General features: G+C 43.7%; 20 protein-coding genes, 1 tRNA gene and 1 pseudogene. 16 read left to right on the top strand and 6 right to left on the bottom strand.

The features are described from left to right. The first annotated feature begins 48 nt into the window (after nt 1-48). From Q9R21_RS00630 to Q9R21_RS00620, 3 genes are all read left to right on the top strand, one after another. Nucleotides 49-264: a hypothetical protein gene (locus tag Q9R21_RS00630; protein ID WP_311203498.1), complete on the top strand. Its 216-nt coding sequence runs from the start codon at nt 49-51 to the stop codon at nt 262-264. 175 nt (nt 265-439) lie between these two features. Beyond that, a complete protein-coding gene (locus Q9R21_RS00625; protein WP_311203497.1) occupies nt 440-895 on the top strand; it encodes a GNAT family N-acetyltransferase in 456 nt (151 codons plus the stop codon). 129 nt (nt 896-1,024) lie between these two features. After that, nucleotides 1,025-1,612 (top strand): YceI family protein, encoded by a 588-nt coding sequence (locus Q9R21_RS00620; RefSeq protein WP_311203496.1) that lies wholly within the window; start codon nt 1,025-1,027, stop codon nt 1,610-1,612. 46 nt (nt 1,613-1,658) lie between these two features. Here the strand turns inward: Q9R21_RS00620 and Q9R21_RS00615 are convergent, their stop codons facing one another. Further along, nucleotides 1,659-2,375 (bottom strand): glutamine amidotransferase, encoded by a 717-nt coding sequence (locus tag Q9R21_RS00615; protein ID WP_311203495.1) that lies wholly within the window; start codon nt 2,373-2,375, stop codon nt 1,659-1,661. Between the two features lie 239 nt (nt 2,376-2,614). Here Q9R21_RS00615 and yfcF point away from each other — a divergent pair, with 239 nt between their 5' ends. Further along, complete coding sequence (gene yfcF, locus Q9R21_RS00610) at nt 2,615-3,256, top strand: glutathione transferase (RefSeq protein WP_004729879.1); 642 nt, start codon at nt 2,615-2,617, stop codon at nt 3,254-3,256. Between the two features lie 131 nt (nt 3,257-3,387). Further along, nucleotides 3,388-4,329, top strand: a complete 942-nt coding sequence (locus Q9R21_RS00605) for a cation diffusion facilitator family transporter (RefSeq protein WP_311203494.1) — start codon at nt 3,388-3,390, stop codon at nt 4,327-4,329. A gap of 18 nt (nt 4,330-4,347) precedes the next feature. Here Q9R21_RS00605 and Q9R21_RS00600 read toward each other — a convergent pair whose 3' ends face one another. The 4 genes from Q9R21_RS00600 to cysS form a co-directional block, all read right to left on the bottom strand. After that, nucleotides 4,348-5,337: a fatty acid desaturase family protein gene (locus tag Q9R21_RS00600; RefSeq protein ID WP_005107238.1), complete on the bottom strand. Its 990-nt coding sequence runs from the start codon at nt 5,335-5,337 to the stop codon at nt 4,348-4,350. Nucleotides 5,338-5,431: 94 nt separating this feature from the next. Further along, nucleotides 5,432-6,220: a hypothetical protein gene (locus Q9R21_RS00595; RefSeq protein WP_311203493.1), complete on the bottom strand. Its 789-nt coding sequence runs from the start codon at nt 6,218-6,220 to the stop codon at nt 5,432-5,434. Nucleotides 6,221-6,411: 191 nt separating this feature from the next. Next, nucleotides 6,412-6,487: transfer RNA gene (locus tag Q9R21_RS00590), tRNA-Gly, on the bottom strand. A gap of 62 nt (nt 6,488-6,549) precedes the next feature. Beyond that, nucleotides 6,550-7,971, bottom strand: coding sequence for a cysteine--tRNA ligase (gene cysS, locus Q9R21_RS00585; RefSeq protein WP_311203492.1), 1,422 nt, complete (start codon nt 7,969-7,971; stop codon nt 6,550-6,552). Nucleotides 7,972-8,404: 433 nt separating this feature from the next. Between cysS and Q9R21_RS00580 the strand changes: the two genes are divergently transcribed. From Q9R21_RS00580 to Q9R21_RS00530, 11 genes and pseudogenes are all read left to right on the top strand, one after another. Further along, nucleotides 8,405-9,448, top strand: a complete 1,044-nt coding sequence (locus Q9R21_RS00580) for a KpsF/GutQ family sugar-phosphate isomerase (protein ID WP_311203491.1) — start codon at nt 8,405-8,407, stop codon at nt 9,446-9,448. A 3-nt stretch (nt 9,449-9,451) separates the two neighbouring features. Continuing rightward, the gene (locus Q9R21_RS00575) at nt 9,452-9,991 is read left to right on the top strand and encodes an HAD family hydrolase (RefSeq protein WP_004279958.1); all 540 of its coding nucleotides are present in this window, start codon (nt 9,452-9,454) and stop codon (nt 9,989-9,991) included. Between the two features lie 33 nt (nt 9,992-10,024). Further along, nucleotides 10,025-10,573 carry an LPS export ABC transporter periplasmic protein LptC gene (gene lptC, locus Q9R21_RS00570; protein ID WP_311203490.1) on the top strand — a complete coding sequence of 183 codons (549 nt, stop codon included), beginning with the start codon at nt 10,025-10,027 and terminating at the stop codon, nt 10,571-10,573. After that, nucleotides 10,557-11,123 (top strand): lipopolysaccharide transport periplasmic protein LptA, encoded by a 567-nt coding sequence (gene lptA / locus Q9R21_RS00565; protein WP_004646679.1) that lies wholly within the window; start codon nt 10,557-10,559, stop codon nt 11,121-11,123. Before lptC ends, lptA begins: the two co-directional genes overlap by 17 nt. Continuing rightward, a complete protein-coding gene (gene lptB, locus Q9R21_RS00560; protein WP_005104345.1) occupies nt 11,123-11,866 on the top strand; it encodes an LPS export ABC transporter ATP-binding protein in 744 nt (247 codons plus the stop codon). Before lptA ends, lptB begins: the two co-directional genes overlap by 1 nt. Nucleotides 11,867-12,087: 221 nt before the next feature. Continuing rightward, a pseudogene (locus tag Q9R21_RS00555) lies at nt 12,088-13,554 on the top strand (TolC family outer membrane protein). Further along, complete coding sequence (locus tag Q9R21_RS00550; RefSeq protein ID WP_311203489.1) at nt 13,551-15,692, top strand: type I secretion system permease/ATPase; 2,142 nt, start codon at nt 13,551-13,553, stop codon at nt 15,690-15,692. The pseudogene Q9R21_RS00555 and the gene Q9R21_RS00550 overlap by 4 nt, the downstream one beginning before the upstream one ends. Further along, a complete protein-coding gene (locus tag Q9R21_RS00545; RefSeq protein WP_311203488.1) occupies nt 15,689-16,876 on the top strand; it encodes an HlyD family efflux transporter periplasmic adaptor subunit in 1,188 nt (395 codons plus the stop codon). Before Q9R21_RS00550 ends, Q9R21_RS00545 begins: the two co-directional genes overlap by 4 nt. A gap of 119 nt (nt 16,877-16,995) precedes the next feature. Then, nucleotides 16,996-17,595, top strand: a complete 600-nt coding sequence (locus Q9R21_RS00540) for a YigZ family protein (RefSeq protein ID WP_004646684.1) — start codon at nt 16,996-16,998, stop codon at nt 17,593-17,595. Continuing rightward, entirely contained in the window at nt 17,588-18,205 is a 618-nt protein-coding gene (locus Q9R21_RS00535; RefSeq protein WP_311203487.1) for a DapH/DapD/GlmU-related protein, read from the top strand. The genes Q9R21_RS00540 and Q9R21_RS00535 overlap by 8 nt, the downstream gene beginning before the upstream one ends. Before the next feature lie 193 nt (nt 18,206-18,398). After that, nucleotides 18,399-19,241 carry a universal stress protein gene (locus Q9R21_RS00530; protein ID WP_004279943.1) on the top strand — a complete coding sequence of 281 codons (843 nt, stop codon included), beginning with the start codon at nt 18,399-18,401 and terminating at the stop codon, nt 19,239-19,241. Between the two features lie 168 nt (nt 19,242-19,409). Here Q9R21_RS00530 and Q9R21_RS00525 read toward each other — a convergent pair whose 3' ends face one another. Continuing rightward, nucleotides 19,410-20,075: an O-methyltransferase gene (locus Q9R21_RS00525; RefSeq protein WP_004646686.1), complete on the bottom strand. Its 666-nt coding sequence runs from the start codon at nt 20,073-20,075 to the stop codon at nt 19,410-19,412. Nucleotides 20,076-20,081 lie beyond the last annotated feature (6 nt).

Here is a 20,081-nt window from a genome sequence, read left to right as displayed (position 1 = left end):
AACTGTTAGAAGGTTCTCCCATAGTCGAAATGAAAGAGTGAGAAGAACATGAGCTTGTATGAACAAATTAACGATGAAATTACTTTAATGGATGCAGGCGAACTCAAGTGGATCGGACAGGAGTTAGCTCTTGAAGCGATGGTTGCAGTTGATTTAATGCTGCAAGAATTAGCCGAAGAAAAGGTCATTAAAGTGCGTCGTAAAAATCATGAAAAGACGACTAGCCTAAAACAGGTTGATCGTATTCTGGTTGAAAAACTTTAAACATAAAGCGTGAAAAGTCCCTGATTGGGGCTTTTTTTATGCCGGATGATTTTCATCTGACAGGTTGCTTATGAGCACCAGATGAGATAAAGCTAAGTTTAGGCCGCTATAAAAATTCAGCGACCACTATCGAAACGACTTAAATTAAAGAAATAAGCCAAAGAAGCGGTTAAACATGAATATACAGCCCCAGATCCAGATCAAATCTCTAGAGCAAATATCACAGCCGGAATGGCTATTTTTATGGCAAGACTATCAACGCTTTTATCAGACGCAAATTTCGGATGAGGTAAGTAAAAATACCTGGGATAAATTAACCAATTATGAATTAGATTCAATGTACGGTTTTGCGGCCTTGATTGATGGAAAGGTCGTAGGGATTGTGCATGTCATTGAACATAACAGTAGCTGGACAGTAAGACCATATGCTTATTTGCAGGATCTATTTACCCATCCTGACTATCGGGGAAAGGGTGTGGCGCGTAAGTTGATTCAACATGTCTATCAGGTTGCACAGCAGCGTAATTGCGACCGGGTTTACTGGCTGACTCAGGAATCAAATCATCAGGCACAAGCGTTGTATAACAAAGTCGCCAAGAAAACTGGATTCATCCAGTACCGTATGGATTAAAGCTCAAAAATTAAAAAAAATACTTACAATTTTATCGTTTCATCACTGCAACAAAACGTTTTATCTTTAGGGCTGTAAACGGTTCCAGATTCTATACACTTAATAACATCCAAAACGTGAGATAAAAACATGAATTTCAAAACATTAGCATTAGGCTTGGCGGTCGCATCTGTAGCAACAATTTCTATGGCAAAACCAGTGGCCTATACGATTGACCCGACTCATTCAGCAACTGTTTTCTCTTGGAGCCACTTTGGTTTCTCTACACCATCTGCAAACTTCAGTGACATCCAGGGTACGATTAATGTTGATAATGCAAAACCTGTGAATTCCTCGGTCAATGTGAATATCCCGGTTGCAAGCATTAATACGAATGTGAAAGCACTGGATGACCATATTAAGACAGCAGAATTTTTTGATGCTGCCAAATATCCGAATATCACTTTTAAAAGTACTAAAGTTCAGGCTCTAGGCAAAAACAAATACAAAATCACCGGTAACTTAACCGTGAAAGATGTCACTAAGCCTGTGATACTGGATGCAGTTTTAAATAAACAAGGTGTACACCCAATGACCAAATTACAAACGATTGGTTTTAATGCAACCACTTCATTTAACCGTTCAGCCTTTGGGGTAGGCGGTTATGTTCCAAATGTGGGCGATAAAATTACAGTGAACATTACTACCGAGGCTTCTGTACCTGCTCCGAAAAAGTAAAAATGACAAATAAAAAAGCACCCAGTTGGGTGCTTTTTTATTACGGTTATTTAAGTTGCAGGTTTTCTAAATAATGCATCAATACCGAACTGGCTGCCTGTTCAAGCGCGGGCGCATAGCTTTGATGATCCGCCCGCAAGGCAGGGATATTGATCTGGGCTTTGCGTAACTCACAGGTATGTCCAATCAGCCATTTCTCTAAACTTTCACTGGCCACTTCAGCATGGAATTGTAGTGCTAGAATATTCTGTCCTACCCGAAAGGCCTGATTTGGATAAAGATCAGAGCTGGCCAGTAATTCTACCTGTTCAGGTAGGTCAAAGGTATCACCATGCCAATGCAGGACGTCGATATCTTCGAGAGCTTGCAGCGGATTATTTTCAACAGAAGCAAGCTTAAGTTTAGACCAGCCGATTTCTTTGGTATGCCCGGAATAGACTTTGGCATCCAATGCAGCAGCAATTAACTGTGCACCTAAACAGATGCCTAACGTCGGTAAGTTCTTTTCCAGGCGAACTTTAAGTAAGTCTATTTCTTGCTGTAAGAAAGGATAATCCTCAGTTTCATAGACTGCAATCGGGCCACCGAGAATAACGGTTAATCCGGGATGTTCAAAAGCCTTGGTGAGATCATCAATACCAGCTTCGAAATAACGCACACGTAAGCCGAGCTGATAAAAAATATCTTCCCAAGCGCCTAAGTCTTCAAAAGCCAGATGTTGAATGGCATACACGGTATCGGGGAGGTGGGCTAAGTTCAGCATAGTTTTTTGATATCAAGAGAATGATTTAATTTAACGTGAATCAAAAGCAAAATAAAAGGCTTTATCTACCGATCCTGTGCAAAATAGAAAATAATGAACATCGCTGCACTATCGGCAACTGTATAAACATTTTTGTGTGATCGCTACATGAAGTGGGTCATTTTCCTTTTGTATAGGAAAGAGAGTAGAGTAAGACTGCCGTACTGAATAAAAACAACAAGCCTATCAGGAACAAGGATATGCAAAATATACGTTTATATGTCGATAAAAATAGAATCAGCCCTTATGCCATGTCGGTCTATGTTGCCTTAAAAGAAAAGGGTTTAGATTTTCAGGAAATCGTGATTGATTTAGATCAGCAGCAACAGAAATCTGCGGCTTATCAAGCCATTTGTCCAAGTGCTAAAGTTCCGTGTTTAATAGTAGATAACTTTAGCCTGTTTGAATCATGGGCGATCACTGAATACTTGGAAGATGCCTTTCCAGCACCTAATTATCCAGCCTTATATCCTAAGGAAATTTATGCTAGAGCTAAATGTCGGGCCATACAAGCCTTGGTCAAAACCGATTTTATGCAAATCCGCCAGCAGATGCCTTCCGATTCGGTATTTCATCTAGCAAAAATGTCTATACCTCTTACAGCTCCGATCACTGAAGAAATTCAGCGCTTGGTGAATGTGGCAGAATATATGCTGGAGGACATATGGTTGACTGAACACTGGTCAATTGCAGACTTTGATCTGGCCTTTATGTTGCATCGTTTGTTGAGCCATCAGGTGAAACTTCCTGTGAAAATAATAGAATATGTCGAGCGTAATTTTAAGCGTGCTTCGGTACAGGCCTGGCTGGCAGAACATGAAAAAGCTAAAACTTTAATCTAATGTCGACTGATAAAACAGTTCATAAAAAACCTACTTAAATAGGTAAAATTCAAGCGTAATATGAATCAGAACAAAACTTGAAAAGATGCTGAGGATACAGTCCTCGTTGAATAAGAAGGAGGGAGGGGCCGGTGGGGAATTCACATCATCATGAGCATAGTCATGTGACCGTGACTGCAAAAAATGCCAAAAAATTATCAATAGCGCTGGGATTAACCACCACTTTTTTAATTGTGGAAGTGATTGCTGGTTTTCTAACTCAAAGTTTGGCCTTACTTTCTGATGCTGCGCATATGTTTACCGATGCTGCTGCACTGGCTATCGCTTTAGTCGCTATCAAAATTGGACAAAAACCGGCAGACAATAAACGGACATTTGGTTATCAGCGCTTTGAGATTTTGGCTGCTTTGTTTAACGCCTTAATGCTGTTTGTGGTTGCGATTTATATTTTGTTTGAAGCTTATCAGCGTTTGAGTCATCCGCCGGAAATCCAGAGTTTGGGCATGATGATCGTAGCCATCTTGGGGCTGATCATTAATCTGATTTCCATGAAAATTCTGGTGTCTAGCAGTCAGGAAAGTCTCAATGTCAAAGGCGCTTATCTGGAAGTGCTGAGTGATGCACTGGGGTCTGTAGGCGTGATTATTGGAGCGCTAGTGATTTATTTCACCGGCTGGATGTGGATAGATACACTCATTGCAGTATTAATCGGATTTTGGGTATTGCCAAGAACCTGGGTTTTGCTGAAACAGAGCATCAATATTCTGCTTGAAGGTGTGCCCGAGGAAATTGATATTGAAAAATTACATCACGATCTTTTGGCGCTTGATGGGGTCCAAGATATTCATCAGCTCAAGGTCTGGGCGATTACGTCCAAAAAAGTCATGCTGACTGTGCATCTGGTTGCACCGAATGTGGATTATCAGAAACTGCGTCATCAGGCCTTTGAGATGCTCCACCATGAGCATCATATTACCGAGATGACCTTGCAGATCGAAGCGGAAGATTGTCCGCCGGAACATCGGGGACAATCCTCACATCCGCATTCACATGCCGAAAACCATCAGCATTGAAATTGAATAATCTAAGCATCAGGAAAATTGATTATTTTTTAAAAGTGAGCGAATCACATCCAGATAACTTGGCGGAGCATCGACATACTGACGCTCTCTTAACATCTGGTGCATTTTTGCCAGCTTTTGATGCGGAACAGAGGCCATTAAATGATGTTCAATATGATAGTTCACATGAATTGGTGCAACAAAAGCACGTGCCAGCCAGCCTGCACGGGTCGTTCGAGTATTGCTCAGGGCAGAATGACTGGTTTCTAGGCCCGCATGCTCAGCCATGGCGCGGATGCGGATGAACAAGGGGAATGGAGTGATATAGGCAAGAGGCCATAATAAATATAGTTTAGGATGTCCGCTGGCCCACAGTGCAGAAAAAATTGCTGCATTTGAGATGAGCATACCGGAACTATTTTTCAGCAAGTTTTTCGCTAACTCTAGATTGCTGCGATCACCACGCGGAATTGGCTTGGGGTCGTTGGAAACACTCCATTCCAATAATTCCAGATCCATTAATACTCGACCTGCAAGGAACTTAAGTCCAGATTGCCCATTCAGATCACGAAAGAATTTCCTGAATAGTGAGCTTTGAGTAATGGGAAAATTTTTTACCAACCCCAAGTCAGGATCATCTGGCTGCGAGGTTTTAGCATGATGTTTCAGATGATAGGGACGATACTTGCCGACATCATTCCAGATCGGGCGTGCACAGAGCCAGTCAGTCAAATGAGTGTTCAACCATTTGGTTTTAAAAAGACTATGGTGCGAGGCATCATGCATCAAAATAGCCATGGCAAGCTGGCGTCCAGCAAGAATGGCCAATGCCAGCGCGCACATCAGGACTTTCCCCCACGTAGGTAAATATTCCCAGCTATAGGCTACCGTGCCAAAGGTCATGACAATTACGGTCCATGTCGAACCTACTGCCCAGGCACCGTGCAAGTCTGAGGTCGTGGTGAGTTCTTTAATTTCATCACGACTAAAAAGTTCTGTGACACTGACCTTGCTGTTCATTCTTCTGCCTATATTTAGTTCTTATTGCTGTATTCAATATATTTGGATGAAATATTACAGTCAATTTATTTTTGTGTATAAAAATAGAAATAAATTAGACCCCTTGGTCTTTAAAATAATGTTGCCATAAAAGTTGACCCTGTTTTTCTATTTTGCGGACTGCGAGCTCAAATTGTTGTCGGGCATCGGTGTCTATCCATTCTGCAGGAAGCAAAGGATCAGCACGTAAACTAAACAGGGCAGATTTACCTAGATAAAAGGCACTTTTTGCAGCATCTCCTAAAGTCAGATTTTGGTAATTCTCAAACCAGTCATTGATATCATGCTGTACTGCATGATAGGTCTGATGTAGCGCTTCGATATCCCATAAATCACGAACTTCGGTTTCACTTTCCAGTTGACTGATTTGGAAAAAACGTGCGTCAGGATCTAATCCAAACTGGATTACAGCTGTTTTTAATGGACTTAGGTTTAGTGTTAAATTATCGGGACGAATAAAAACATTTTGCTCTAGTTCCTGAAAACCATAATAACGTAGCGCTTTTTCTCTTTTAGATAAGGCAGTACGGTCTACACGTCCCAAAGTGCCGGTATAGACCAATACATATTTTCCGTTCCATGTGGTCGCCGTTTGCATATCAGGGTGTTTGTTTAAGCTGATAAAAGAAGTATCGAATTTTTTCTCTAGCAATTGATATACGCCGCGCTCTACAGCTTGAATCACATTTTCCTGATTTAATCGGGCCACAGCGACACGGATACCATTGTCAGATATACCCAATAATTCAGCAGCAGTTAATATCCGCTTAATAGACAGGGTGGAGTTTTTAGAGGCATATAAAAGATCTAGAATTAGATGACGAGCATTTAATTTATAAGTCATGAAACGATATCGTTATGAAAGGGATTGAAAGTTTTAAAGTTTATCCACAATAGCACTTTGTCATAAATAACCCAAAAAAATTGTCAGGGTAAAAGAGGATGAATAAGTGATTTGAGATATGCATTTTATTAATAAATTTTTTTCAAACACAATAAAAAACCCTTATCTTTCGATAAGGGTTTTTCGTATTCTGGAGCGGGAAAGGAGACTCGAACTCCCGACCCCAACCTTGGCAAGGTTATGCTCTACCAACTGAGCTATTCCCGCAATGAGGTGAATTATAGAGAATTCCACAGCAGTGTCAACTCTCTATAAATCTGTTTGATTAATTAATCAGCACGACGCCAAACTGTACCTTGACGGGTATCCTCAAGTACCACGCCTTGATCAAGTAAAGATTGACGAATCTCATCCGCACGTGCGAACTCTTTGGCTTTCTTGGCATCCTGACGCTGTTGAATCAAATCTTCAATTTGTTCAGGTGACAATCCTAGAGCTTCTTGACCAATGTCAGATTTGAGGAACTCATCTACATTTTGCTGTACCAGACCGAGAATGTTGGTCAGATGGCGTAAAGTTGCGTAGTAGATTGCTGCCTGTTCCGCATTTTCTTCTTTCACGGCACGATTTAGCTCTTTATTGATTTCGAACAATACCGCAATCGCTTCAGGCGTATTGAAATCATCACGCATAGCGGTATTAAAACGTTCAACTAAAGCCTCATCCAGAGTTTCAACTAGATGATCACCATAAATCGCCTGATAGGTTTTAAATGAGTGGTAGAAACGAGATAAGGTATTTTTCGCTTCTTTTAAGGCAACATCCGAGTAATTCACCGGGCTACGATAGTGTGAAGATACAATAAAATAACGTACCACTTCCGGATGGAATTTTTCAATCACGTCGCGAATGGTGAAGAAATTGCCTAAAGACTTCGACATTTTCTCGCCATCGACATTGATGAATCCGGCATGCATCCAGTAATTAACATACTGTTCGCCAGTAGATGCTTCAGATTGTGCAATTTCATTTTCATGGTGCGGGAAAGTCAGATCAGCACCACCGCCATGAATATCGAAATGATTGCCTAGGCAGCAGGTCGACATTGCTGAACATTCGATGTGCCAGCCTGGACGGCCATTGCCCCAAGGAGATGCCCATGACGGTTCATTTTCCTTGGCATGTTTCCACAGTACAAAGTCAAACGGGTGTTTCTTTTCGACTTCAACATCGACACGTTCAGACGCGCCGGCTTGCATATCTTCTAATTTACGGCCAGACAGACGACCATATTTGGCAAACTTCTCGACCTCAAAGTAGACATCGCCATTATTGGATGGATAAGCCGTACCTTTGTCGACCAGGTTGCCGATCATATCTTGCATTTGATCGATGTAATCTGTCGCTTTAGGTGCAACATCAGGTGCAAGGCAGCCCAGTTTGGCAAAGTCTTCATTCATCGCATCAATAAAGCGACCTGTTAATTCTGAGATACTTTCGCCATTTTCATTGGCACGTTTAATAATTTTATCGTCAATATCCGTAATATTACGCACATATTTGACCTTCCAGCCTTGGCTACGCAGGAAACGGATAATATAGTCAAATGCAACCACTGTACGTGCATGTCCAATATGACAGTAGTCATAAACCGTCATACCACAGACATACAGATCAATTTGACCTTCAACACGAGGTAAGAATTCTACTTTTTTGCGTTGCTCTGAGTTATATAGAACAAATGGTTGCATAGCTGTTCAAAAGACTTCAAATAAAAGGATGAATCATCTTAACCTAAGCATAATTATTCATAAAGATAAAAGCGTAAAAAGCCTCAGTTATTTAGGGTAGTTAGGTGATGAGAGTGATTTATAAAAAAGAGGTTTAGGAAGTGAAATGGGGGGATATTAGGTTCACATTTTTAGAGATAATGTCTGCCAGTGTGCTTAAGTTGTATTTGGATGAGTAAGATTTTATTTGAACCCAACCTATTTCGAATAGTGTAATTATATTTCTATAAAAATAAAAACAAGCGCATTTAACCAATTTAAAAATGGAGCGAATGTAGAGATGGAGATACCAGATTGTGCAAGTTGAATACAATCTGAATATATTAAAAATCCGTCGAATCTTCTACATTTAGAAAGCTTACAATTGCATAGCTATGCTAAAATTGCGAAAATTATGCCCATCAAACCAGAGTTTTTCTCTGTCCTTAGCGTAGGTAAACAGGCTTTGAATCCACAAAAAACAGCGAATCAACTAGATTTCCAGAAAGTCGCACTTGAAACACTGCGTATCGAAGAGCATGCATTACAGATTTTAGCCACGCAGATCGATGAGCGTTTTAGTCAGGCATGTGAAATTATCCTGCAGTGCAAAGGTCGTCTGGTGATTACTGGGATGGGAAAATCCGGACATATTGGCCGTAAAATGGCGGCGACTTTTGCCTCTACAGGTACGCCTTCATTCTTTATGCATCCAGGCGAAGCAGGGCATGGTGATCTCGGCATGCTGGTGCCGGGAGATGTGCTGATTGCCATTTCCAACTCGGGCAAGAGTGATGAAATCATGATGCTGATGCCTTTGATCAAGCGTCTGGAAATTCCTTTAATTACCATCAGCGGTGATGCCAAAGGTCCAATGCCACAAAATGCCGATGTAGCGTTAACTTTAGGCAATCTACAGGAAGCCTGTCCGCTCGGTCTGGCTCCGACTTCGAGTACAACCGCAACTTTAGCGCTAGGTGATGCTCTGGCTGTAGCGCTGCTGGATGCACGTGGTTTTACCGCTGATGATTTTGCCTTGTCACATCCTGCAGGTGCGCTGGGTAAGCGTCTGTTATTGCACGTGAAGCATCTGATGCGTACTGGCGCAGATTTACCTAAAGTCTCGCCAGATACCGCCATGAATAAAGTATTGTACGAAATTTCCAACAAGCGCTTGGGCTTAACCACAGTCGTCGATGAAAATGATGTGTTGCTGGGGATTTTTACCGATGGTGACTTGCGTCGCTTGATTGATAAGCAGCAAGGTTTTGATGTCAATCTGGCTATTCAGGACGTGATGACCAAAAATCCGTTGACCATTTCTCAGGAAGCACGTGCAGTGGTCGCACTGGAACGTATGAATGAACATAAAATTAATCAATTTGTAGTTGTTGATGATGCCAATAAAGTCATTGGCGTGATTAGTATGCATGACCTGATTCAGGCTGGGGTAAATTAATAAATGGCATCTTATGTATTATTAGAACAGGCACGTCATATTGCAGCACTGGTGCTTGATGTAGATGGTATTTTAAGTGATGGCTTTGTAACGCTGACCAATACTGGCGATGAGATCAAATCCTTTGACATTCGTGATGGTCTGGGCATGAAACTGGTTCAGCAGGCGGGAATCAAGGTGATTATTATCACCGGACGTAAAAGCAATATCGTAGAAAAGCGTATGTCGGATCTGGGTGTTGATTTGGTCTATCAGGGGCGTGAAGATAAAGGTACAGCACTTCGTGAAGCCTGTGCGCAGCTTAATATTGATCCTGAAGATTGCCTGTACATGGGCGATGACTGGCCTGATCTGTCTGCTTTTGCCATTGCCGGCATGAAAGTGACCGTGCCTAATGGTCATGTCGAAGTTCGTCGCCGTGCCGATCTGGTGACTCAGGCGCAGGGTGGACGTGGTGCGGTGCGTGAAATCTGCGATATGTTGTTAATGTCCAAAGGCATGTACCAAGAGTTACTTGAAAAATATACTCGTGCGCCTTATTAATAAGTCATATCTTTTGGATTAAGTACACCGCTTATGGATACTAAAGTTTTATATATTACGGCTGTGATTATTGCCGCAATAAGTGGTGGTTATTACTATTACAGCGGCAAGGGCAACAAGCTGCAGGCAGACTCTGCGCGCAGCATGACCTATTCCGCTCAAAATATTAACTTAACCCAGACGGATGAAGCAGGCCAGGTGTCGGTTCGTGCCCAAGTGGACCAACTCGAGCAGAACCTGCAGCTAGAAACCTCAAAGCTGGAAAATCTGCGAGCATCGACCTATGACAATGGTAAAGTCGATGCGACTTTCTTTGCCAAAATGGCGCATGGTTATGATGACAATACAAAAGTTGTACTCTCTCAAGAAGTGCTCGCCACCAAAATCATGCAAAATGGAAAAATGCAGTTTCGTACTGAAGAACTGACTGCTTTTCCGAAAACACGTGAAATTGAAACAGACAAGACAGTGATTGTGGAATCTCCACAGGCTGAATTCGTCAGCCAGGGTCTTAAAGCCAATCTTAATGATGGTCAATACGAATTCTTTAATATTCGAGGAAAGTATGAACCAAACTCCTAAAGCCAAAATGATGCACACTTTCCTGAAGCGTATGACGCTGGCGACTGTGGTTGGACTCGGTTCAATCGCTGCTTTTGCACTGCCATCTGACCGTAACCAGCCAATCACTTTGCTGGCTGACCGGGCGACTTTCAATGAGCGGACGGGTGTGACGACGTATTCGGGCAACGTTATCATTGAACAGGGCACCATGAAGCTGCAAGCCAATTCGATTGTGGCCAATCTGAACAATAAGCGTCAGATCAGCCTGATTACAGCGACAGGCAGCCCGGCACAGTTCCAGCAAAAAGTGGATCCGGCCAAAGGTCTTGCCAAAGGTCAGGCGCAGAAAATTGTCTACAATGCTGAAACCGGGATTATTACCTTGTCAGGTAATGCCTTCCTGCAACAGGACGGTGCTAGTATTCGTGGTGCGACTTTAAAATACAGCATGAACAAAGGCGATATCGAAGCTACCGGAACACCAAACAAAACCGGTTCATCGTCTGGCCGTGTACAAATCGTGATTCCACCCTCTAGTTCAACATCCTTCCCGGGAGCGCGTGATTAATGGAGCAATCGCAGCAGGTTCAAACCTTAACCATTAAGCATCTGGCGAAAAACTATAATAAACGCTGGGTAGTGAAAGATGTGTCGTTCAGCATGGAAAGTGGCCAGATTGTTGGGTTGCTGGGACCAAATGGCGCCGGTAAAACCACCAGTTTCTATATGGTGGTCGGTCTGGTGCGGATGGATAAGGGGGAAATCTATCTCGATGATCTAGATCTTTCCGACCTCGCAATGCATGAACGGGCACGTAAGGGAATTGGTTATTTGCCGCAGGAAGCTTCGATTTTCCGAAAACTGACAATTTCCGAAAATATTATGGCGATTCTGGAAACCCGTAAAGATATGACCAAGGCACAACGTCAGCAACGTCTGGCGGAGCTACTGGCAGACTTTAAAATCACCCATATCAAAGATTCCTTGGGTATGAGTGTATCCGGTGGGGAGCGACGTCGTGCCGAGATTGCGCGTGCACTCGCGGCTGATCCAAAATTTATGCTACTCGATGAACCTTTTGCCGGTGTCGATCCGATTTCGGTCGGAGATATTAAGGATATTATTACGACCTTGAAAGATCGCGGAATTGGGGTACTGATTACCGATCATAACGTGCGTGAAACGCTGGCGATTTGTGAGCATGCCTATATTGTCAGTGAAGGCGCATTGCTTGCTGAAGGCACACCAGAAGAAATTCTGGCAAATGAGACTGTGAGAAAAGTTTATCTGGGTGATGATTTCACTGTTTAAATAATCCTGCTTTATATAAAAACCCTGCATCAGACGCCAGTTGTCGGATGCAGGTTTTTTTTTGCTCAAATCAAAGTGAAAAAGATTTCTTTTAAAAGGATTTGATATATTGTTAGGCTAAAACAAGAAACATTACATAATTATGCGATTTAGGGCAGAACACTTTAAAAAAAAATCAGGGGAAAACAGATCAAAAAAGAAAGAGATTGATACTTCTTCTTTTGCCTTTATCTGTGTCTTTGGCGCATGCAGAAAACTCACCCCATTATTTTTCCAATCTCAAGAATGGCTTGGGCCAGCTGATTGCACCCAAACCGACACGGTCAGCGCATAGCATTGATATCACGTCGCTTGGTCATTATTCATTAGATACATCAAAAGTAGCTGAGCTGCCGTAAATTACCCGACCACAGTCAGGACAGTCAGCTTTAAGTCCTACGATCACAGGTGGCATTCCACAAAAAATGAATCTGGTGGAAGCCGTACACCGGGCAGTGCAACGACGTCCTGAAATCACCCAGAGTATTTCGACATTATCTGCGCAGGCAGCCAATATTGATGTAGCGAGAGCGGGTTATTATCCGCAGGTGTCCGGTGGTATCGGGACAGGGGATCTCACTTCCGGTGAACGTGGACGACAAATCGTTTCTTTGAATGCCACCCAGATGCTGTATGACTTTGGCAAAATTAAAACCAATATCAGTGTGGAAGAAGCCCGCTTGGCAGAAGAACAGGCAAGAGTGCTGGTTAGTTTAGATCAGATTGCATTTGAAGTAGCAGATGCAATAGTGAATATCAAACGTTATCAGCAAATCACCCAGATTGCCCAACAGCAGATTCAGGGCATTGGACGGATTGCAGAAATTGCCAATTTGCGTGCCCGCGCCGGAATCAGCAGTCAGGCCGACCCGATTCAGGCCCAGTCCAATCTGGAAGCAGCGCAATCGAATCTGATTGTACAGCAGACCCAGCTCAGACAATATCAACAACGCTTGCGTACCTTGCTAGGATTTGATGTATCCACTGTTGAATGGGATATTCCTGATCGTATTGTGGCACAGGCCGATCTTTATCAGGATCCGGAATTTACCCAGATTCCGAACATGATTCTGGCCCATGCCGGGGTCAATGTTGCCCGTTTGCAAAAAGATCAGGCGCGGCTAAGCCCTTATCCGACCATTAGTGTTAAAGGTAGTCTAAGTCAGGCGATGAATGAACGGAATCCAAATAATAATGAAGATGATGGCTTTTATAATTCAGTCATGATTGAAGCCAGCAGTAATTTGTATCAGGGTGGTGCAACGCGTTCACAGACCCGTGCCGCAAGCTATGCCGAAGAAGCTGCACGCGCACAGGTCAATACGGTCTATCTGGATGTGCAGGATCAGGTGCGCTTGATCCGCGAGCAGATTGAAAATAAACAAAAACAAATGGGGGTTTTATCCCAGCGCCGCGCAACCACGGTACGCACCAAAGAGCTGTATCAAGAACAATATAAATTGGGTACCCGAACCGTAGTGGATTTGCTGAATGCAGAGCAAGCCATTCATAGTGCCGCGCAGGAAATTGAATCGGCACGCTATGACATTTACTCGGCGATCGTACAGTACATTCAGGTCACGGGCCGTACACGGGATATTTACGCGCTTAACAGCATTTCTATTCAGGGGTTTGAAGTTCAGCCATGAGTACTACAATAATAAATTATCAACCTTGGCTTCAGGCAGTTTTAAATATTGCCCGGCATTACCGGATCGAGCCTTCTGAGGAGCGGATACGCCTGCAACTGGACTGGAACCAGCATCATGACATCGATGACATGCTCAAGATAGTCAGTCGTCAGATGGGTTTAAATGTCCGTAAAAATAAATTTGAGTGCAGCCTGCTGAATCCATGGTGTTTACCTTTACTGGTTGAATTCGATAGTGGTGATGTGGGGGTGATTGAACGCATCGACACACAGGGCAATGTCAGCATCCAGCTCAGTGGTGATGAAGGTTTATCTCAAAGTTTCACGATTGAACAGTTAGAGGTTGGCATAAAGCATCTTTATGTGCTGCGTCCTGAATCTTCAGTTCCAGATGCGCGGGTGGATGAATATATCAAACCCTTTGAGAAAAACTGGTTCTGGTCGATTGTCCTGAATGACTGGAAGCGCTATATCGATGTGATGTTTGCGTCTTTAATTGCCAATATTCTGGCACTGGCCACGATAGTTTTCTCGATGAATGTCTATGACCGTGTCATTCCATCGCAATCTATTCCGACGTTATGGGTGTTGGCCGGTGGCGTGCTGATCGCTGCGATTTTTGAATTTGTATTACGTGTCTCGCGGATCTATCTGTCAGACATTATTGGTAAACGTGCGGATTTAAAAATTTCTGACCGGGTTTTTGGTCATTCATTACGGATTAAAAACAGCGAACGTTCCAAATCAACAGGAACCTTTATTTCACAAATTCGTGAGCTGGAAGGCGTCCGCGAACTGGTGACTTCAACCACAGTCACAGCAATTGCCGATCTGCCATTCTTCTTCCTGTTCTTAGGGATCTTCTGGGTGATCGGTGGCAATCTGTTCTGGGTCATGCTACTCGTTGTACCCTTAATGATTCTTCCGGGAATTCTGGCGCAGAAAAAATTGGCACAGCTGGCTCAGTTGGGCATGCGCGAATCTGCCATCCGCAATGCCTTGCTGGTAGAAGCTGTACAAGCAATTGAAGACATCAAGCTGTTAAGAGCTGAAACGCGTTTCCAGAACCAGTGGAATCATATGAATGAAGTGTCAGCCGATGTCAGCATGCAGCAACGTAAAATTGTCGGCTTGATGACCGCCTGGACCCAAAAAATTCAGGGACTGACCTTTGCAATTGTAGTCTTGGTCGGGGCTTTTGCGGTGATGGAGGGTGACATGACCACAGGCGCACTGGTGGCCTGTTCGATTCTATCTTCACGCATGCTGGCACCAATTTCACAAATTACGGGTGTACTGGGTCGCTTGCAACAGGCTAAAGTCGCCAAGGCTGGTTTGGATGAACTCATGAAAAAACCGGTGGACCAGCCGGATTATTCGCACCTGATTCATCGTCCGGCACTGGATGGGCATTATGAGCTCAACGGTGTGGTGTTCAAATATGGCGATGATGATCCGAAACCGAGTTTGATGATTCCCAAGCTAGAGATCAAGCCCGGGGAGAAAATTGCAATTCTGGGCCGTAATGGTGCAGGAAAATCGACCTTGTTGCAGCTCTTGTCTGGGATGCAGACACCGTTACAGGGCAAGGTCAAGCTGGATGGGATTGATCTGACCCTGATTGATCCGTCAGATGTGCGGCGTGATATGAGTTTGCTAAATCAGAACTCGCAGTTATTTTATGGTTCAATTCGTGAAAACCTGACTTTGGGTGCACCTTTGGCCACCGATCAGCAAATTCTGGAAGCCTTACAAATTACCGGTGCACTGGGATTTGTACAGGAGAAAAAAGAAGGGCTGGATCATATCATTTTAGAGGGTGGTGTCGGCTTTTCTGGTGGACAGCGCCAAGCCTTGTTATTGGCGCGGTTGTTGATTCGTCAACCAAAGATTTTGCTACTGGATGAACCGACCGCTGCCATTGATGATGTGTCAGAAAAACAGTTGATTGATCATCTTAAAGGGTATTTAACCCATCGTACGATGATCGTCGCCACTCATCGCCGTGCGGTATTGGAACTGGTGGACCGTATTCTGGTGGTCAATGATGGCAAGATTGTGATGGATGGACCACGGGATCAGATCCTGAATCAGTCACAAGGTGGTAATAAGCGGATTGTGGGAGCAAGTGCATGAGTGAACTACAGCAACTAAAACGTTCCAGCAAGGTCAGCTTTCAGGAACCGCCCTTACCCAAATCAAGTGTCATCATCTGGATTATCGGCATTGGCCTATTGGTATTGCTGAGCTGGGCCTGGTTATTCAAATTGGAAGAAGTATCTACCGGTACCGGGAAAATAATTCCATCATCCAAAGAGCAGGTGATTCAGTCTCTGGACGGCGGTATTCTGACCAAACTCAATGTCAAAGAAGGTGAGATTGTCGAGCGTGGGCAAGTATTGGCCCAGCTTGATCCGACCCGCTTTGAATCTAACGTCGGTGAATCAGAATCCTTGCTGGTGTCGTCGCGTGCCACTTCAGCCCGTTTACGTGCGGAAGTCACCGGCGCACCGTTGGTCTTTCCTGAAGAAGTGTTGAAATACCCCAAATTGGTTAAAGAAGAAACGGCCCTGTATCAGTCGCGTCGAGCCAATTTGCAAGAATCTGTTGCAGGCCTGGAACAGGCTTTGTTACTGGTGCAGCAAGAACTGGAAATGACCGCTCCCTTGGTCGCCAAAGGGGCAGCCAGTGAGGTTGAAGTGTTGCGTCTAAAACGTGAAGCCAATGACCTGCGTAATCAGATGAATGATATCCGTAATCAATATTATGTGAATGCGCGGGAAGAATTGTCCAAAGGCAATACTGATGTAGAAACCCAGCAACAGGTGGTACGTGGCAAGTCGGATACTTTGAGCCGAACTGTTTTTAAATCACCGGTTCGCGGTGTCATCAAAGAGATTGATGTGATGACGCTGGGCGGCGTGATTCCACAAAATGGCAAGTTGATGACCATCGTGCCACTGGATGAAAAATTACTGGTTGAAGCACGAATCTCGCCGCGTGATATTGCCTTTATTCGCCCTGATCAGGAAGCATTGGTTAAAATTACAGCTTATGATTATTCGATCTATGGTGGGTTGAATGGTAAAGTTGCGATGATTTCACCGGATACCTTGCGTGATGAAGTCAAGCAGGATCAATTTTATTATCGGGTGTATATCCGTACCGATAGCGACAAGCTCAGCAATAATGCCGGGCAGGAGTTCAATATTACTCCAGGGATGGTGGCCACCGTGGATATTCGTACTGGTTCAAAAACCGTGATGGATTATCTGATCAAGCCATTTAATAAAGCCAAAGAAGCCTTGCGTGAACGGTAATATTTGCCAAGCAATTGAGTAAAACAATCGATCAAAATCAGGCCTCTCCGTGGAGAGGCTTTTTATTTGTCTGTGCAAAGCGGGTATACTGCAGCAGTGAGAGTTTAAAGCCTGAAGTTATGCCATTTACCATTGCCAGCCTGGTCAGTTTTGAGGAAGACATCAAAAAAAGCCGCTTTCAGGCCTTTGCCACCCCTGTTGAGAATGAGCAGGACGTCAAAGATTTTCTGGAAACTTATCGTGATCCAAGCACCACGCATCAATGCTGGGCCTGGAAAATTGGCCATCAGGTACGCTTTAATGATGATGGTGAACCTTCAGGCACAGCGGGACGCCCGATTCTGGCGACCATTGAAGGCAATGAGCTGACCAATGTGCTGGTACTGGTCAATCGCTGGTATGGCGGGATCAAGCTGGGAACAGGGGGCTTGGTACGTGCCTATGGCGGTTGCGCTGGACAATGTTTGTTGCTGGCAGAAAAAATTGAACTGATTGAAAAGAAGAAGGTGCAATTTTCCTGTCAATTCAATGAATGGGCCATCTTTCAATATGAATTGAATCAGCAGCAAATCGATTATCAGGAAGAATATACAGCCGAAGGGGTGCAGATCAGCGCCTTATTTCAGTTACATCAAATTCAACCTTTTGCCTTAAAAATTCAAGATGTGACCCGCGGCCGTGAACAGCTCAAAATCATAGAAGAAGCGACAGATGACTGACGTAGATCCATTACTGAAATATCGTGAGCAGCATAAACATCGCCTGAATTACATGCCTTGGCTGTACTGGTCTTTAAAACCAAAAAATCGCGATTGGGCAGAAGCGTGGCAAAAGGACTATCAGGCTTACTTGATGGAAATGGAAACCGTCGAGATTGGTGAAAACTGTTTTATTTCACCTCTTGCACATATTTTCGCGGAGCCGGGACGCAAAATCATTATTGGTGATAATAGCTTTATTGCTGCAGATTGCACCTTACATGGCCCCCTAGAGATCGGTAATGAAGTGGCGATCAATCATCACTGTATTCTGGATGGTGGCCGGGTGGGGATTAAACTGCATGATCAGGTGCGCATCGCCGCTTATTGTCATCTTTATGCCTTTGATCATGGCATGGATTTGGAGCAGCCGATTTATCAGCAGCCAGTACGTTCGCAAGGCATCGAGATTGGTCGGGATGTGTGGCTCGGTGCGCATGTCGGTATCAAGGACGGAATTAAAATCGCAGATCAGGCCGTGGTGGGAATGAACAGTATGGTGACCAAGAATGTCGAGAAGCGTGCGATTGTCGCCGGTAATCCGGCCCAATTCATTCGCTATCGTGAATAAGCTTTTGGAAGTCAATTGCTTGATACAACAGCCTGACTCAGCAGATGGTTCGATATATTGATCTATATTTGTTCACATAAAAGTTAACATATTTCAAGTCAAGCCTTACAGATTTCGCTGCACATTTTTGAATGCTTATGCTAAGTTAAAAATAACTAAGAAATTTTTATCATAAATAGAAGAGAGGCTAAACATGAAACGTGTCATCGCCTGCATCGACTCATCGCCATGTATAAACGCGCTGGCAGACGCGGCGGCATGGATTGCCAAACAGACTGGCCGTGAACTGGTCCTGTTACAGGTTTTGGATTATTACCCGGCCAGTTATCATCTGGGGGAAATCAGCGGAGTGATTGGCTTTGAAAGTAATGCCATGTTACTGAAAGAACTGGCTGAGCTTGAACAAAAACAAAGTGAAATCGCGCTGGATTATAGCAATAACCTGCTGCAACACATTTCGGAGCGGATTCTGGCAGAACACGGCATTCAAACCACCCATATTCAGGAAAAGGGTGATTTTCTGGAACAAAGCTTTCAGATCCTGCAGCCTGATGATATCGCAGTGATTGGATTACTCGGTGAACGCTCCGCTGAAAAAAACAAACCGATCGGCACCAATGTCGAAAATTTTATTCGTGGGGCCAATTGTACCGTGATGACTGTCGGAGAACAGTTTAAGCCGCCGACACGATTTATTTTCGCCTATGAATATTCACCGACCTGTATCAAGATGATGAAACGGATTGCGGAAAGTGATCTGCTGCGCTTATTGCAATGCCATTTGTTATATATCGGTGATCATGCTGAGATTCTGAATGAGCCTTTGCAATATTTAAATCAGGCTGGTTTAGATGTGGTGCCACAATACCGCTATGGCGATGTCGCAGAAAATATTTTGACCTATCAGCAGGAACTCGGAATTCAGCTGATCGTGTTGGGTGCATTTAGTCACAGTAAAATTCACCAGTTCTTTTTGGGCAGTATTGCGACCACGATTTTCCGGAATTCAAAAGTGCCTTTACTGGTTGCGAAGTGAGAATTGCATAAAATCGCCAAGCGCGAAGTCTAATCGTAAATTGTTACAGCTTGATTTAAAAATGACCAGAGTTATCCTCATATATTGTGGATAACTCTGTGGTTAATATTTATAAGTTAATGTTATTTATGGTAAATATGTCATTGGGTGATTTTTGTTCTTCTTGTTTTATTTCACAATCGCGAGTGCAAAACCATCATGTCCTTTGCTGCCAACCGTTTGTAAAGCAGTGCATGACAAGATACGTGGATGATTTTGAAGCGCTTTAAACATGTCACGAATGCCTTCAATACTTGGTTTATTATTGTCCGGGTTAATGATTTCGCCAGCACGAATCACATTGTCCAGAAAAATAAGTGTACCTGAGTGCGACAGGTTTAAACTGAGTTCCAGATATTCCGGATAACTCTGTTTGTCTGCATCAATAAAGATGAAATCGAAAGCTTCCGTATCTTCAGGCAGGGCTTTAAGCACATCTGCTGCACGGCCGCATTTCAGTTCGACGGTCTGTTTAAGCTGCGCGCGATCAATATTTTCCTGACCCATCGCTGCATGGGTATCACGTCCTTCAATGGTTAGGATATAGCCATCATCCGGCAAAGCACGTGCCAGCCACATGGTGCTATATGCTGCAAATGTGCCGAGTTCCAGTATACGTTTACATTGGTTCATCTGGATTAGCATCTGCAACAACATGCCTTGGTTCGGTGCTACAGCCAGATGATCAGGAAAACCGTGCGCTGCGGTATTCTCAAGAGTTTGATTCAGAATAGGGTCTTCAGGAATTAAATGTGAATCAATGTAGTGATCAATGTCTGTCCACATTTGTTGCATAGTCTT

It is taken from the genome of Acinetobacter sp. RG5, assembly GCF_031844265.1.
GTDB lineage: Bacteria > Pseudomonadota > Gammaproteobacteria > Pseudomonadales > Moraxellaceae > Acinetobacter.
This window is presented reverse-complemented; position numbering and strand designations above follow the sequence as displayed.

What these genes read in the sequence shown, in the direction of transcription:
- Q9R21_RS00630 (WP_311203498.1), top strand. Translation starts at nt 49, where the DNA reads ATGAGCTTGTATGAACAAATTAACGATGAAATTACTTTAATGGATGCA.
- Q9R21_RS00625 (WP_311203497.1), top strand. Translation starts at nt 440, where the DNA reads ATGAATATACAGCCCCAGATCCAGATCAAATCTCTAGAGCAAATATCA.
- Q9R21_RS00620 (WP_311203496.1), top strand. Translation starts at nt 1,025, where the DNA reads ATGAATTTCAAAACATTAGCATTAGGCTTGGCGGTCGCATCTGTAGCA.
- Q9R21_RS00615 (WP_311203495.1), bottom strand. Translation starts at nt 2,375, where the DNA reads ATGCTGAACTTAGCCCACCTCCCCGATACCGTGTATGCCATTCAACAT.
- yfcF (WP_004729879.1), top strand. Translation starts at nt 2,615, where the DNA reads ATGCAAAATATACGTTTATATGTCGATAAAAATAGAATCAGCCCTTAT.
- Q9R21_RS00600 (WP_005107238.1), bottom strand. Translation starts at nt 5,337, where the DNA reads ATGAACAGCAAGGTCAGTGTCACAGAACTTTTTAGTCGTGATGAAATT.
- Q9R21_RS00595 (WP_311203493.1), bottom strand. Translation starts at nt 6,220, where the DNA reads ATGACTTATAAATTAAATGCTCGTCATCTAATTCTAGATCTTTTATAT.
- cysS (WP_311203492.1), bottom strand. Translation starts at nt 7,971, where the DNA reads ATGCAACCATTTGTTCTATATAACTCAGAGCAACGCAAAAAAGTAGAA.
- Q9R21_RS00580 (WP_311203491.1), top strand. Translation starts at nt 8,405, where the DNA reads ATGCCCATCAAACCAGAGTTTTTCTCTGTCCTTAGCGTAGGTAAACAG.
- Q9R21_RS00575 (WP_004279958.1), top strand. Translation starts at nt 9,452, where the DNA reads ATGGCATCTTATGTATTATTAGAACAGGCACGTCATATTGCAGCACTG.
- lptC (WP_311203490.1), top strand. Translation starts at nt 10,025, where the DNA reads ATGGATACTAAAGTTTTATATATTACGGCTGTGATTATTGCCGCAATA.
- lptA (WP_004646679.1), top strand. Translation starts at nt 10,557, where the DNA reads ATGAACCAAACTCCTAAAGCCAAAATGATGCACACTTTCCTGAAGCGT.
- lptB (WP_005104345.1), top strand. Translation starts at nt 11,123, where the DNA reads ATGGAGCAATCGCAGCAGGTTCAAACCTTAACCATTAAGCATCTGGCG.
- Q9R21_RS00550 (WP_311203489.1), top strand. Translation starts at nt 13,551, where the DNA reads ATGAGTACTACAATAATAAATTATCAACCTTGGCTTCAGGCAGTTTTA.
- Q9R21_RS00545 (WP_311203488.1), top strand. Translation starts at nt 15,689, where the DNA reads ATGAGTGAACTACAGCAACTAAAACGTTCCAGCAAGGTCAGCTTTCAG.
- Q9R21_RS00540 (WP_004646684.1), top strand. Translation starts at nt 16,996, where the DNA reads ATGCCATTTACCATTGCCAGCCTGGTCAGTTTTGAGGAAGACATCAAA.
- Q9R21_RS00535 (WP_311203487.1), top strand. Translation starts at nt 17,588, where the DNA reads ATGACTGACGTAGATCCATTACTGAAATATCGTGAGCAGCATAAACAT.
- Q9R21_RS00530 (WP_004279943.1), top strand. Translation starts at nt 18,399, where the DNA reads ATGAAACGTGTCATCGCCTGCATCGACTCATCGCCATGTATAAACGCG.
- Q9R21_RS00525 (WP_004646686.1), bottom strand. Translation starts at nt 20,075, where the DNA reads ATGCAACAAATGTGGACAGACATTGATCACTACATTGATTCACATTTA.